Below are 15,262 nucleotides of genomic sequence, written 5' to 3'. Positions count from 1 at the left end.
ATCGGTCCGTTGCTCTTCTTCTCCATACCCTGTAGTTTACACGTTAGTCAAGCAAAACAAAAGGGGATCAGGCGTTACTTTCCTGCATTTGTCCACAAATGTCCCGGATCGTTGTGTTTAAAGCCTTAACGAATCATACAGACCTTATACCGCAGTCATGGAAACCTGTGAAATTGTGACGAACTTCAGCCACGCTATAGACCTCAACTAACTAAGCATTTTGCTGATATAAACAAAAAAGGGCCGTCCCTGTCATGATCCATCATGACTTGCAGGACAGCACCTATCATCTATCAATGATACTCATTTGGATTCAACTATAGCTATGAATTAGGAACTGTGCCCTTGCACCGTAGCAAATCCGCTCTTCTCAAGCAAACGAGAGCTTTCCTCGTTCAGTCCGCGCAGATGCACCGTTTTGCCCAGCTTCGCATATTTGAACTTCACTTTACCAATGGCAACAACCGCCGTATTATCCCAAATATGTGAGCCACCAAAATCAATCGTGATTTCCTGCGGATCAGCCTCAGCATTGAACTCATCGACGAAGCGGGAAGATGAACCGAAGAAGAACGGTCCGTGGACCCGATAGACCTTCTGCCCCTGCTCCTCATATGCCTGCACACGAATCTTGGTCTGTTTCCAACCAAAATGAAGCACACTAAGCACAACGCCGACCATCACACCGATAGACAGATCGTGGGTATACACCACAATGGCAACTGTGACTACCATAACGAAGGCTTCCGCACGTGGCACACGCGCAATGTTCTTGATGGAGCTCCAGTCAAACGTACCGATGCACACCATAAACATCACACCTACGAGTGCGCCCATTGGCACCTCTTTCACCACACCACTAAGCAATAACAACAATATGGCCAGAAAAGCGCCAGCCGTAAATGTCGATAATCGACCTCGACCACCAGACTTCACATTAATAACCGACTGTCCAATCATCGCGCAACCACCCATGCCACCGAAAAGGCCATTAACAAAGTTGGCAATCCCCTGACCACGTACTTCACGGTTTTTGCTGCTCTTGGTCTCGGTCATTTCATCCACAATCGTTGCAGTCAGCAAAGATTCCAGCAAACCTACCAGAGCCATCGTGAACGAATACGGCAGCAGAATCATTAGCGTATTGAGAGACCAGTCGATATTCGGCAGATGGAACATAGGCAGGGTACTCGTAAGATTCCCCATATCCCCTACAGTTTTGACGTCCAGATGTAATAGCGCCGTAATGATCGTCATAATCACAATGGCAATCAGTGGAGCCGGAACACTTTTGAAAAACCGTGGCAAAATATAAATGATCGCCAGCGTACCCGCTACCATCGCATACATGATCCAGTTCGCACCTGTGAAATGGGTCAGCTGAGCCATAAAGATCAGAATCGCCAGCGCGTTCACAAACCCGGTCAGTACCGAATGAGGCACAAATGTAATAAACCGACCAACCTTGAAAATTCCCAGAATAAACTGGATTATACCTGTCAGAATTGTAGCAGCAAAAAGATACTCCACGCCATAATCCTTGACGAGTCCCACCATCAGTACCGCCATAGCACCCGTTGCGGCCGAGATCATGCCCGGTCTTCCGCCCGCAATCGAGATCACGATGGCAATCGTAATCGAAGCATACAATCCCACCATCGGATCGACACCCGCAATGATCGAGAAGGCAATGGCTTCCGGAATAAGCGCCAGCGCTACCGTAATACCTGCCAGCACGTCCCCGCGAATGTTACCAAACCATTGTTGTTTTAAAGTATTCATATCGTCCTTTGCCGGTCCTCCTACGTATTTAAACTCAAATTTGACTTATCTCCTGAACGGCAATGGAATGGTTCGTCACTGAGCAACTACAACAAACAACACAAAACAGCGGAATACCCTCCCGCAAAAATGTGTCTATATAAGTTGAAAACATGTTGGATTGACCATGATCCGAATAAATTATCCGATACCATGCCTGAACATGTCTCATCCGTTCCAGTGTGCACCTCTTATTTCCACTACAACATTCAGGTGTCTTGCTTTCGAGGCATCGTGAGCCAATCACAATCTCTCTAGGTTTTCCCCTCTCAGAAAAACCGGGTCCGTTAATGTACTGACCTATTATTATAGTCCTAGAGTCTCTTCTACACGAACAGAGTATGTATCCGTAATTGGTATATTATCTTTTATTATCTCTTATTTATGTAAAATATCTCAGTTATGCTCTGTTTATCTTGTTTAAATATTCCCGTCCATGCCCAAACAAAAAAAGCCGCTAATGCTCCCCTGACAGGAAACTTAACGACTCTCTTGATTACGTCTATACTTAAAATCTCCCCGATTTAAATATCGAATAGAGCAAGAAGGCCACCATCAGAATGGCTACCAGAAAACCGATCTCAATGACCGGAATATCCCACAGCATGGTTGACTGGTGACTGATCGAAGAACCGATAATCAATCCAACCATAATGATACAAAATGCGAGCAGTACAATACTAAAAGACAGCCGATTACTGATCTGGTCCATTCTGCGCATGAGCGCATCCAGTTCGGGGACACTGATCTCCAACCTTAGCTTACCTTTGCTAATAATGGAAGACAATTGCCTTAACTGCCCTGGCAGACCCATGACACTTTCGGCCATATCCGCAGCACTGCGGAACAGACGGTTCTTGATCCTCCCAGGATTGAAGCGTTCCTTGATCAGCTTTCGACCAAATGGTTCTGCCATATCTACGATACTCAAGGAAGGATCGAGATGTTCGATGACACCTTCCATCGTGAGTAGCGATTTCCCTAGCAGCAGAATGTCGGCAGGCATCACAACCCGATGTCGCTGCGCCACGCCGAACAGATCATTCAATGCTTGACCCACGCTGATTTTGGAGAAGGGAATATCGTAGTATTTGCTGCGCAGCTTGTCCAGATCGTTATGAAGCCCTCGTAGATCCATATCATCCGGCATCATGCCCAGCTTCTCAATCGCCCGAATCATGCTGTCCGTATCTTTGCGCATCAATCCAATAATGAGCGAAGCCAGGTGCTGCTTCATCTCATCGCTCAGACTTCCTACCATGCCGAAGTCAATAAAGGCAAGCCTGCCATCCTTCAGAACCATCAGATTGCCCGGATGTGGATCGGCATGAAAGAATCCATGAATGAAAATCTGATTCAACAACGAATCCACCAGCCGCTGCGCAATGTTATTCAGATCATGCCCACGTTTAATCAACTCGTCACGGTCATTGAGCTTGATGCCTTCGATGTACTCCATGGTGAGCACACGAGAAGAAGTTTGATCCCAATAGATCAGTGGTATTTTCACTTTGCTATCCTGCTGATATTGCTGTGCAATCTTTTCCGTATTACGTCCCTCGACGGTATAATCCAGCTCGGCCATCAATGCCTGAGCGTACTCTTCTACCATTTGCGGAATCTGATATTGCTTCACCCAATCCCAGCGTTTCTCCGCCATCGCTGTCAATTCTCGTAAAATATCTAGATCGCGCTGAACGATACGCGATATGCCGGGCCGCTGAATCTTAATAGCTACGGCCTCACCGCTTCGGAGTTTACCCAGATGCACCTGTCCAATACTAGCCGCAGCCACAGGGGTATCCTCGAACCGGGAAAAGATCTCCTCCAGCGGTGTATCCAATTCCTGTTCCAAAATACCCCGTGCCGTCTCCGAGGAAAACGGTGGGACCTGATCCTGCAGCTTCACCAATTCCCGGATCACAGACTCGGGCAACAAGTCTGCCCTTGTGCTTGCCAGTTGCCCCAGCTTAACGAAAGCCGGCCCCAGCTCCTGCAGCACGAGTCGTATGCGTTCACTCAGCGTCTTGGTGGTGTGGGCTTCACGCGACATCCACCGCCGGGGTATGGCCAGCAGCTGGAACAAACCCAGCTCCTCGACCATATAACCGAAGCCATGACGCACCAGCGCCATGGCAATTTCCCGGTATCTGCCGACATGTTTGATTCGCACAGCCATCTACTCGATCTCGTTTCCTTTGAGAGGAGGAACTTCAAGTGGAGCTGGGGATACATCAGGTTGAAGCTGTGGTGTGTGACCCAGTTCCGCAAGCTTTTTCTCAAGGACGGCAACACGCTGTTCCAAACTGGTTACATCACTCTCGGATGGAACGCCCACTTCCTGAAGGACGCGCTTGACCTGTTCGTGAATCATTCTTTTGAACTGGCCCTGCTCTTCATCGCCCCGTTCCATCAGGCGTTCAACCAACGCTTTGGATTCACCAGGCGCCAGTTCCCCGCGCTTAACCAGATCATCCACGGTTTTCTCAATTTTCTCCTTACTTACAACAGTAAGACCGAGCCCTAACGAGATTGCCTTTTTGAACAAATCGCTCATTCTTGTCATCCTCCTCTTCGTTGATCTCTATAGTATACCCCTAATCAGCTGCTCACAAAAGAAACGGTACGGCTACACGTAGCGCGCAGCCCATTTTCCTGCCTGCAGAATTAACTGACGATAGGTATCATGGGCAAAAGATGGTACATGATGTCCTGGCATCAAGTAAACAATGCGTCCAAGACCATATCTATGCGCCCAAGCTGCAGGCTTCGGCCCTTCTTCGGATTGATACTCCAGCAGAATTTTCGTTTCGGCAAATGAACCGAACTCGAACTGATAAGGCTCTTCCTCCATCGTAAATCCTGAAATGCCTTCCGTCACTGGATGGCTCTCTGCAGTTACTGTGAACTCTAGTGGGGCATAAGGTGGATGATGCAGGAATTTGGCACCGATCATCTGCTTCAGCTCATAACGATTTTGGAGCGAAATTCCGTTATGTATAATGACCAGTCCACCTCCATTACTAACATAGGACAATAAGCCTGCCGTCTGCTGTGGAGAGACTTTCCCCTTCCAATCATCCATGTAACAGATACACACATCGAATCCAGTTATATTTTCTTGCAGCAGCATGTTGCGATTCTCACTGCACTGCACAGTCATAGTATCGTGAAAAATCCGACTAATTTCCGCATCCACCCCTTGCAGCGGATGCCAGTCCGGATGAGTATAATCACCAAGTAACAACGCTTTTTTACGATGATCCATCAATAAAAACTCCTTTCAAATTACCTCTAACAGAATTACCAAGGAAGGGTATCGCCCTTGTAATCTACATACGCGGGCTGATCGCCCATGAACTCCTTATGACGATCGATGAGTGCTGTGATATGCTGAGCCGATTGATCTGGCGTAAGGTCTGCATCGGTATTCAATTCCCCGCTCATATAACTCTGTACCCAGCCGGGATGTATCAGCATCACTTGCCCACCCTCATTCTTCAGACCATTATGCACAAGGCGGGCCTGCATGTTTAACGCAGATTTGGACATACAATAGGCAAACCATCCATCCCGGCTGCACTGCTCAATACTGCCTGCCTCCGAAGATATATCGACGATCAGCTTGTTTGTCCCTTGAAGAAGGAGGGGCAACAGGGCATGAGTCACACGCAATGTCCCCAAGGTATTTACGTTGAATACTTCTGCCATCTCCGCCATATTTAACGGTCCGCGGATATGATCCGTAATACTTCCTAGTATAGCCGCATTATTGATAAGCATATCCAAATGCTCTGTATCCAGCTTAAGTGTCTCCGTGAACAAAGCTACGGACAGATCATCCGCAATGTCCAGTTCGATGGCACGTAAATGTTTTGGAAAGGCATCCGTCAGAAGACGAATTCCTTCTGACTCTTCCATGTCCAACCCTGCTGCATAAACGATATAACCTCTCTTCAGCATTTGTGCCGTCAGAGCTAACCCCAGTCCCCGGGCCGCCCCGGTTACACATACGGTTTTCATCATGCTGTCCCTCCCTCACAAGCTTAATCTGTCTTTAATTCATTCCACATTATTATCCAAAAACCTTTAATTATGAATGGGTACAACTAACTTCATGACCAAAGTCTCAGGTGAATTCCCTTGAATCAGATTCATTCAGCTTATAGAAAATGAACCGATCACAGAGACAAGCAACAAAAAAAGTTCTGATCCATATATCGGATCAGAACCGGGAACAACTTGGCATCTTAAATGCGTTTCATTCAACGCTTAATATGACTCCAGGCGGGATCACATATTATTGCAGCAGTTGAGCCTTGTCCGCAGATCGGGCAGCGTAATAACGCCCCAGTTCAACGATTAGTGCCCCCATCTTCTCATCCTCTGGGACTACGAGCGCCTCAATACCTTCTTCACGCATTGCGTTTGCCGTAACCCTACCCACCGAAGCAGGCACTACGCCTTGCCGGAAGGCTTCCTGCATGGATTCGAGCTTGCCCTTTGACGCCGCGTATTCAACCAAAAACCGCACTTGCGGCCCACTAGTAAACGCGACAGCATGCACCTCATGCAGCAAAATTTCATTCAACAACTGTTCCAGTTCGCCCTCTTCGGGCGGGACGTGACGATAAGGAAGCACCTGACGTACTTGCGCCCCTTGTTCCTCCAGCCAACCGACCAACTTGGGCGCGGTTTCCCCATGCAGTTGCAACATGACCTTCTGTCCCTTAAGTTCATGAGGCGCAAATTCACGAATCAGCCCGTCTGTGCTGCCATCATCATCCCGTACCAGTGGTGTCAGTTTACGTTTTCGGAGTGCATTGACTGTTTTGTACCCTCTTGCAGCAATCAAGGATTCCGATAATACGTCCAGCAATTGATCAGCAATCTCCATATCCTCAGCCATATCAAAAATAGCGTCCAATCCCATACCCGTGGTTAATACCGTCCAGTCTGGCGGGTCGGATATCCAGGATACCAGACCATCTCGAATATTACGATCGTCCAGAAAAACAGTTCCTTGTGCAGGTCGGACTAGTGGAATCCCGCCCATTTTCTCAACCAGCAAAGACATCTCTTTGGATTTTCGTGGTCCGGTCAATGCTACGCGTATACCTGCCAAATGTTGAGCCATCCATGTTCCCCCCGTTAATTCAGCCGAAAGTCATCAGTCTGACTACAGTATACAGGGTACTTCTATGGAGGGAAACCGAGTTTCCCCTCTTTTCGGCGGTTCATCTATAACGATTTTTGATGGAATATATCAGGAAGGCTGTAGTTCTCCACCCTGATGTCCATCACGTTTACTTTTGTCAGGCTCATCTCGTTCCTGTGATGCTTTCCCTTGTTTATCCTCTTTTGGTTGCTGCTTTTGCTTCTGGTCATCCGTTGCTCGGCGATTTTTCGCATCTTTTTTGCGAGGACGAAGGAACACAAAGAGTATGATGGGAAATAGTATCTCGAACACAATCCCAATCCATGTCCATTCTCGTGTAAAGCGAAAGAGCTGAACCGCGTTTTTGAAAAACCAGAAACTACACACGTAACCAACCAAAGCCACGGGTCCTGTCATCACTTTACCTGAAACTTTTGGAATCATTCGTTTCATTCCCCAACAGACAAAGTACAGGTCAAATGCAATTTTGGTAATCATTGTAGGTAGAGTTGCCGCTGCTAGTGCAAGATCAAACCGATCAAGGAAATCACTGATTTGCAGCTGTCTTGCAAGCTCATAGGAGGGATATACCAACCTGGATGCGATGGGTACCCCCACTGCCAGGATAGTTTCGACGATAATCAGAATCATTAACAGGGCTGCGATCGTAATCCCCCACATGACCGACTTGAATCGGAAATCACTGCCCTTAATTACAAAGGGAATTGCAATCATCTCTCCAAAAAAGGAAAATATGTACCAGCTTCCTTTGCCAACACCCGCAACATCAATGTCAAAATACGGCATGAGATTATCCATGTTTATTTGCTGAATGAGCATAAACGGCAAAATTAACGAATTCAGCATAAACAAAGTAACATACAGCTCTGACATCCCAATTAAGGACCCTAGCCCTCCCCTCACGATAAAAACAGCCATGACCAACAGGGTCAATAAAATTATGGAAATCGGGGTCGTCTCCAGCAAGGTAATGCTTACATAGTCACCGATTAGGCGGATATCACGGGCAAATATAAAGAGAAAAAACAGGATATACAACAGTCCTGTCACACGTCCCAAAAAGGGGAAACGCTCCACCAGAGATTCAAACAGATCCTGATCGGGGAACCGTCGCTGAACACGGCTTAACATCCATAGGGATGCCACCATGACAAGAAACACGGGGATATAGGATAAGTAGGCGTGCTGTTCAGCATAAAAGATGGCTTGTGCATGGGGCTGAATCAACGTACCTGTAATACTGAGCAGCATGATGAGCAGCACCAACTGACGACTGGTCACTTTTTGATTCATGGAATACCTCCTTTCTGTCTTATCTTTCATGCTTATTCGTTGAAAAAGCCTTATGGTAACGGTAGCCACCGCTGAATGAATTGGGTAAGCCATGTCGTGACGAAGACTGTTTTGCTCAAATTCGTTACATAGAACCAAATCCCGGCGCTGATGGCGATCAGTCCGTAGGATAACCAGCGATTAATAGCCGCTGCCTGCTTCAAATGTTTGAAGTCCATGATGATTACGGCAACGACTATACCCAAATAAGTGAACAGCAGCGGCTTAATCATGGACAATATCCTCCTCAGGTAATCCAAATGGTTTGTTGATAACTCCTACATTTTCAATAACGATATGTGGTTCAACCACAACTTTTACACTTGGATAAATATCATCCCAACGATCCTTAACCTTGTCCCATTCTTTGGGCAGATGTTGGTGAATAGAGCGACCCAAACCCAAAATATCGGCAGGATATTCTTTCTGAATCAGCCTTATCCCTTCCTTGATGTCATCCTGAATTTTCTGATGAAGTGCTTGATTCAGGTTCTTAATCTCTTGCTCTCTCAGGTCACCGTAGTTCGACTCGTTGTCCACCAAGACTCCCTTGGCATAAAGTTCAATCGTCACCGATATTTTTCCATTTTCAATATGAGGATGTAATGTAGAGTTGTTTTCGTTCAGCTTGATGAAAATATCACCTTTCCCACGAGGAGCCTTAACCATAATTTCTGGTTCGTTGGCTTCACCCATAGCCAGTATAAGTGCACCAGCAGGCGCTTTTTCAATCATGCCTATCAGTTTGTCCTTCTTAAAGATGGCGAGTCCATCCAACTTGATGTTCGTCTTGACGTCCTTCCAGTTGCTCGGCACATTGTCAACGGTCGAGGCGACAGGCAGGAATGGATCTACCCCCTCGGAAAGAATCGCATCCGTGAATGTCTTGAGTGAACGTGGTCTGCGCATATTCAGAAAGCATAATTCACGTACCATTTCCGAAGGGAATTTTTCAATCGGCGCATCGGTATTCAGCACCTTGTAAGCAGAACCTTTGGTAACAATCGGTAGCGCAGAGAGTCGGTTAAGCGGGTAACGCGTAAGTAAGTCCAGCATGGGAGCAACGCCTTCACGTGCAAGCTCCTCTCCGATCAGCATGGTACGCCGATGTGCATAATAAAGCTCACGGGAAAGTGCCTTTTGGCCTTCAAGAGATGTTCCGCGCAACGTTTTGGCTGTATTGGATAACATGAACCACGATTTATCGCCACTTGTGCCCCCACCACCACCCTCACTTCCAGTGGAACCGGATTGGCCGGGAAGGGCAATTTGCAGACTGGTTCTGTAATTATCCTCTTCCTTGTCGATGGCGAGACCAATCACAAAAGCGATATCATTAATTTCCTTCCGATCCCAGCACCCTGATATGAAAATGGTACATAGGAGCATGATGGCGACAACATGCCGTTTATGGACAAAAAACATGTGCTTACCACCCCTCCTCAGCTTCAGGTGAACCGTTGATTTTCTCATTCATCCGCTGCTGGTCACGATGAACCGTTGAAGGACGATTGATCATTTTCCACCATGGTGCACGAATAACAATATCCTTGGTATCCTTTTTGCTGTAGGGACTGAGGCCCGACAAATACGGTACACCGAAAGAAGTCATTTGCGTCAGATGAACCGAGATCAGCACCAGTCCGAACACAATGCCGTATAAACCAAGCGCTCCGGCAAGCAGCATAATGGGAAAACGCAGTAAACGAACCGTAATGGCAAAGTTAAAACGAGGGATCGTGAAAGACGCAATCCCTGTCATGGATACGATAATAACCATGGGTGCAGAGACGATACCCGCTTGAACCGCTGCCTGTCCAATCACGAGTGCCCCCAGAATACTGACAGCCTGACCTACCGTTTTAGGTAACCTGACCCCCGCTTCTCGCAAAGCCTCGAATGATAGCTCCATAATGAGGGCTTCAACCAGTGCAGGGAATGGAATGGCCTCCCTTGCCCCGGCAATACTCAGAATCAACGTGGTCGGCAGCATATCCTGATGGAAGGTTGTAATGGCGATATAGAGTGCAGGCAGAAATAGCGCGATAGCTACAAACAAAAACCGAATCCACCGCACCAGATTGCTGATAAAGAACCGTTCGTAATAATCCTCACTCGCCTGAAGCATCTGCCACATGGTTACTGGGGCTATAAGGACAAACGGGCTACCATCCACAAAGATGGCAAATCGCCCTTCCAGCAAGTTACCTGCAACTGTATCTGGACGTTCGGTATAATGCATCTGTGGAAAAGGGGAATACGGATGATCCTCTATCAATTCCTCAATATACCCGGACTCAAGAATCCCATCGATCTTAATCTTGTTGAGGCGTTTTTTGACATCCTTAATCAGCTTGGGATCGGCAATATCATCGATGTAGGACAGGACTATATTGGTTTTGGTCTCGGTTCCAATCGTCATGCTTAACATCTTAAGCCCAGGTGTTTTCAGCTTAAAACGAAGCAGAGCTGTGTTTACGCGCAATGTTTCGGTGAAGCCTTCGCGTGGCCCGCGGATAACCGACTCGGTCTGGGGTTCCTCGACACCGCGCCGCATGCCGCCCTTGACGTTGAATAGCCAAGCCTCCTTGCTTCCGTTGATCAACAGAAGTGCAGAGGATTCAAGCACACCATCCGCTGCGTCTGCCCAGGTATCCACTTTCTTCACCTGCGTCAGGGCGATACGTGTATCATCCAGAGGAGCTGCAGGTTCATCGGTTCGTTGTTCGATCAGACCACGAATCAGAGGCCGAAGCATATGATCCTGAATATCCGTCGAATTCACGATGCCTTCGATGTACACCAGTAGTCCTTCCACTTCAGGTGAAATCTTGACATTGCGGAAGATCACATCCGAGCAATCCGAGAAAATGTCTTCCAGTGCCAACATATGGCTTTCATGTGAAAGGCCTATCGGTTGTTTCAGAATAGGGGGAGACGGCAGCCCTAAGGGGATGTGTTTCTTCTTTTCTGAATCCTTGGAACCATCTTTCCCTGATGTTTTGTCCGCCATATGCCGCCCCTCCGTTCCTGTTTTTTTATACAAGGTAGCTTGTGCCAGAGCGCGCAGAATTATGTGGTCTTTTTATAAAATATCCAATGGCATCTTCATTTCAGACAACAAAAAAGGCCTCTGTATGAATTACAGAGACCTTTGGGGCTTCATCAAAAGTTTGCATCAAATCTTCATTCACTTAATTGATACTCTTGTCCACTTCTTTAATCATTTCCTGAATGGATTCCAAACCACCGCCGGACAAGTACCAGTAATCTGGGTCAAGATAAACAATGTGTCCGTCTTTATAAGCATTCGTATTTTTGACCAAATCATTCTCGACCACCTGTTTGGCAGGCGTTGCCTCACCACTGCCTGCAACCACTGCACTCCGATCTACCACGAACAGATAATCCGGATTTTTCTCCATAACATATTCGAATGAAACGCTTTGTCCATGGGTCGACACTTCAATATTTGCATCTGCCGGAGTAAAACCGAACACATCATGAATGATACCAAATCGGGAACCTGCACCATAAGCACTCAATTTGCCTTCGTTCGTCAGAACAACCAGTGCATTCTTTCCAGCAGCCGTTACTTTATCATTTAAAGCTTTAACAGAGGTATCAATGGATGCCAGTGCCTCTTCTGCTTCTTTTTCTTTACCAAAGATCTCTCCAAGCGTCTTCACATTCGAAGTCAGGGAGTTCATATAATCTTCTGTGTCTACCGCCATATAAATGGTCGGTGCAATCTTGCTCAGCTCTTCATAGGAGTCTTGCAGTCGTCCTGAGATGATAATCAGGTCAGGCTTCAGAGCATTTACTTTCTCAAAATCAGCCTCTTTCAAACCGCCAACATTGGCGTACTTTGCATCATTATACTTTTCCAGATAAGAGGGAACTCCCTCCTGAGGTACACCGGCAACCTCTACCCCAAGCTGATCCAATGTATCCAGCACACCATAGTCGAATACAACCACTTTCTCCGGATTCTTCTTCACTGTTGTTTCGCCAAGTTTATGTTTAATGACGATTTCATCATTGGACTGATCTGCTGCTGCATTCGCTTCTGATCCTGTGCCACTGCTGGCACCTGTATTTTCTGCTGTTTTACTTCCACCGCAAGCTGCCAGAACAACCGACAACACCACAAGCAACGTAAACAACCAACCCTTTTTCATAAATAGACACCTCTCGCTCTCTCTATATTGGTTTAACTTTTTCAAGCAAAATACACACAAATCTTACGCCCATCAATCCATTGCACAGGGATGTGCATGTCATAGACTTTCTGCAATACATCTGTATTAATGATGTCTTCCGTCTTACCTTCCTGCACGACACGACCATCTTTGAGTGCAACGATATAGTCTGAATAACAGGAGGCAAAATTGATGTCATGAATGACAATAACAATGGTCTTGCCCAATTCATCCACCATTTTGCGAAGCACCTTCATAATCTGCACCGAATGTTTCATGTCCAAATTATTCAAGGGTTCATCGAGGAGAATATACTCGGTATTCTGCGCGATAACCATGGCAATGTAAGCCCGCTGTCGCTGTCCACCACTTAGCTCATCCAAATACTTTTTGCGGAATGGAGCCAGCTCCATATAATCGATGGCTTCCTGAATCCACTGCCGATCCTCTGCTGTAAGTCTTCCTTGTGAATAAGGAAAACGGCCAAAAGCAACCAAATCCTCCACCGTCAACCTGATATTTATGTGATTGAATTGTTTGAGAACTGATATTTTTTTGGACAGATCCTTGTTCTTCCAGCCTTCAATCTCTTGCCCTTCGATCAGGACTTGTCCTGTATCCTTGCTGATTAGCCTCGTGATCATGGATAACAGTGTGCTTTTGCCTGCACCATTGGGACCAATAAATGAAGTGATTTTCCCTTTGGCAATATTCAGTGATACGTCATCCACTACCCGGACGCCGCCGTATTGTTTGGTTACATTTCTGACTTCTACCACGACTTATTCTCCTTTAGCAGTAAATAGATGAAGTACACACCGCCTACAAAATTGATAATGACACTTACTGTAGTGGCAAAAGTAAATACTCGCTCTACAATGAGCTGTCCACCGACCAATGAAACCACGGCTATAATGACTGAACCCCAGATCAGCACTTTATGACGATGTGATCGGAATATCTGATGCGCCAGATTCACGACCAGCAGTCCCAGGAACATGATTGGGCCGACCAGCGCTGTGGAGATCGACACCAGAACCATCACAACCAGCAGCAACCTTTTCACGATATATTGATAGTCCACGCCAAGATTAACCGCGTGATCTTTGCCGAGGGACAGTACGTCGAGATATTTGGTAAACCTCTGTGCATACAGCAGGATCAAAATAATGGCCACCATTGAGATGATTAGCAAATCCGTATTCACATTGTTAAAACTCGCAAACATCTTACCCTGCAGCACAAGGAACTCATTGGGATCAATCAGCACCTCCATGAAGGAGGACATGCTTTGAAACAGCGTACCCAGAATAAGGCCAACAAGCAGCAGCAAATAGATATTGCGCCCCCGTTCTCTACGGAACATGAACTGATGCAGGAGTAGAGCAAACAGACTCATTAACAGAACAGATACCGCAAAGTTAAGATTTTTGTTCACAAAGCTGATATGCGTGCTCCCAAACACAAATACGGCAAAGGTCTGAAACAACATATACAGGGAGTCGAGCCCCATAATGCCAGGTGTAAGAATTCGGTTGTTGGTTATCGTTTGGAAAATGGCAGTGGAGTACGCGATGCAGGCACCTGTGAGCACAATGGCAAGAATCTTTTTCCCTCTGCGAGGCAGAATATAATCCCAGTTGCCCCCGGATTGAATGACCAGAAATACACCAATTAACAACACTGCCGCTGCAATCAAAATGCCAAACTTCCAGGTATTCGCCGTATACTTCATTCTCATGATTCATAAGCCTTTCTTCGAAGCAATAAATACAGAAATAGCACGCTACCTACAACTCCCACAGTCAAACTGATGGAGAGCTGATAAGGATAAATAATCAATTGACCCAAAATATCGCAGACCAGAACAAAAATTGCACCGAGCACTGCCGTATAAGGCAATGTATCCCGCAAGTTGTCACCCTTATACAACGTCACAATATTCGGTACTACAAGACCCAGAAACGGGATTGTACCTACCGTAATAATGACGACGGCTGAAACCATAGCAACCAGAATCAGTCCGAGATTAACCACTTTACGATAAGCCAGTCCAAGGTTGGTTGAGAAATCTTCACCCATGCCCGCAAGTGTAAAGCGATTAGCGAACAGATATACGATAATAAGCAGCGGAATACTGATATAAATCAGTTCATAGCGTCCCTTCATAATCGTGGAGAAGTCACCTTGCAGCCAGGACGACATGTTCTGGATCAAATCGTTTTTGTAAGCAAAAAAGGTCGTGACTGAACTTACAATATTGCCAAACATCAAACCAAGGAGAGCAATGTATATCGTATCCTTGAATTTGACTTTCTCCAGTATCCGCATAAAAATTAGCGTTCCAGCCAGTGCGAAGGCAAAAGCGACCAACATTTTTTGCAGTGGAGAAGCACCGGGAAACCACATCAAAGTAACAAGGATACCTAACCGGGCTGAGTCCACTGTTCCGGCCGTTGTCGGAGAAACAAATCGGTTGCGTGTCAGCTGCTGCATGATCAGTCCAATGACACTCATACTGATACCTGCGACAAGGATGCTGATTAGACGGGGAAAACGACTGACTTGTAACACCTGAAGCTGGACTGGGGTCAAATGAAATATATCCATGGGCGAAATGTCTGAATTGCCAATAAACAGGTATACGATAGACAAAAAAGCCAGCACGATCAACATATAGCCTAACTTCATCTCTCTACTAATCCCCTCACCAATAGCCGTAAAACAC

Annotated in this window: 14 protein-coding genes; all 14 read right to left on the bottom strand. The window is 46.5% G+C overall.

Going from position 1 to position 15,262, the window contains the following annotated elements:
- Positions 1-330: 330 nt before the first annotated feature.
- Positions 331-1,782: a SulP family inorganic anion transporter gene (locus tag CRO25_RS15160; RefSeq protein ID WP_063567239.1), complete on the bottom strand. Its 1,452-nt coding sequence runs from the start codon at positions 1,780-1,782 to the stop codon at positions 331-333.
- 547 nt (positions 1,783-2,329) lie between these two features.
- Positions 2,330-4,000: an AarF/ABC1/UbiB kinase family protein gene (locus CRO25_RS15155; RefSeq protein WP_063567238.1), complete on the bottom strand. Its 1,671-nt coding sequence runs from the start codon at positions 3,998-4,000 to the stop codon at positions 2,330-2,332.
- Entirely contained in the window at positions 4,001-4,378 is a 378-nt protein-coding gene (locus CRO25_RS15150; protein ID WP_053782782.1) for a phasin family protein, read from the bottom strand. It lies immediately after the preceding gene.
- A gap of 72 nt (positions 4,379-4,450) precedes the next feature.
- The gene (locus tag CRO25_RS15145) at positions 4,451-5,089 is read right to left on the bottom strand and encodes a ThuA domain-containing protein (protein WP_079695560.1); all 639 of its coding nucleotides are present in this window, start codon (positions 5,087-5,089) and stop codon (positions 4,451-4,453) included.
- 35 nt (positions 5,090-5,124) lie between these two features.
- Positions 5,125-5,847, bottom strand: coding sequence for an SDR family oxidoreductase (locus tag CRO25_RS15140; protein ID WP_240321537.1), 723 nt, complete (start codon positions 5,845-5,847; stop codon positions 5,125-5,127).
- 274 nt (positions 5,848-6,121) lie between these two features.
- Positions 6,122-6,958 carry a uroporphyrinogen-III synthase gene (locus CRO25_RS15135; protein WP_063567236.1) on the bottom strand — a complete coding sequence of 279 codons (837 nt, stop codon included), beginning with the start codon at positions 6,956-6,958 and terminating at the stop codon, positions 6,122-6,124.
- A 129-nt stretch (positions 6,959-7,087) separates the two neighbouring features.
- Positions 7,088-8,293, bottom strand: coding sequence for an endospore germination permease (locus CRO25_RS15130; RefSeq protein WP_176854488.1), 1,206 nt, complete (start codon positions 8,291-8,293; stop codon positions 7,088-7,090).
- Between the two features lie 50 nt (positions 8,294-8,343).
- A complete protein-coding gene (locus tag CRO25_RS15125) occupies positions 8,344-8,565 on the bottom strand; it encodes a hypothetical protein (RefSeq protein WP_063567234.1) in 222 nt (73 codons plus the stop codon).
- A complete protein-coding gene (locus CRO25_RS15120; protein ID WP_179132188.1) occupies positions 8,558-9,757 on the bottom strand; it encodes a Ger(x)C family spore germination protein in 1,200 nt (399 codons plus the stop codon). The genes CRO25_RS15125 and CRO25_RS15120 overlap by 8 nt, the downstream gene beginning before the upstream one ends.
- Positions 9,758-9,761: 4 nt before the next feature.
- Positions 9,762-11,222 carry a spore germination protein gene (locus CRO25_RS15115; protein WP_240321539.1) on the bottom strand — a complete coding sequence of 487 codons (1,461 nt, stop codon included), beginning with the start codon at positions 11,220-11,222 and terminating at the stop codon, positions 9,762-9,764.
- Positions 11,223-11,526: 304 nt separating this feature from the next.
- The gene (locus CRO25_RS15110) at positions 11,527-12,513 is read right to left on the bottom strand and encodes a siderophore ABC transporter substrate-binding protein (RefSeq protein WP_079695556.1); all 987 of its coding nucleotides are present in this window, start codon (positions 12,511-12,513) and stop codon (positions 11,527-11,529) included.
- 41 nt (positions 12,514-12,554) lie between these two features.
- Complete coding sequence (locus CRO25_RS15105) at positions 12,555-13,313, bottom strand: ABC transporter ATP-binding protein (protein ID WP_079695555.1); 759 nt, start codon at positions 13,311-13,313, stop codon at positions 12,555-12,557.
- Positions 13,307-14,275, bottom strand: coding sequence for an iron chelate uptake ABC transporter family permease subunit (locus CRO25_RS15100; RefSeq protein ID WP_269453530.1), 969 nt, complete (start codon positions 14,273-14,275; stop codon positions 13,307-13,309). Before CRO25_RS15100 ends, CRO25_RS15105 begins: the two co-directional genes overlap by 7 nt.
- On the bottom strand, positions 14,272-15,225 hold the full coding sequence (locus CRO25_RS15095; protein WP_079695554.1) for an ABC transporter permease: 954 nt from the start codon (positions 15,223-15,225) through the stop codon (positions 14,272-14,274). Before CRO25_RS15095 ends, CRO25_RS15100 begins: the two co-directional genes overlap by 4 nt.
- Positions 15,226-15,262: the final 37 nt, after the last annotated feature.

This window comes from Paenibacillus sp. RU5M, from assembly GCF_900221055.1.
GTDB classification, from domain to species: domain Bacteria; phylum Bacillota; class Bacilli; order Paenibacillales; family Paenibacillaceae; genus Paenibacillus; species Paenibacillus marchantiae.
Note: the sequence above shows the minus strand (reverse complement) of the source record. Positions and strands in the feature narration are given on the sequence as shown.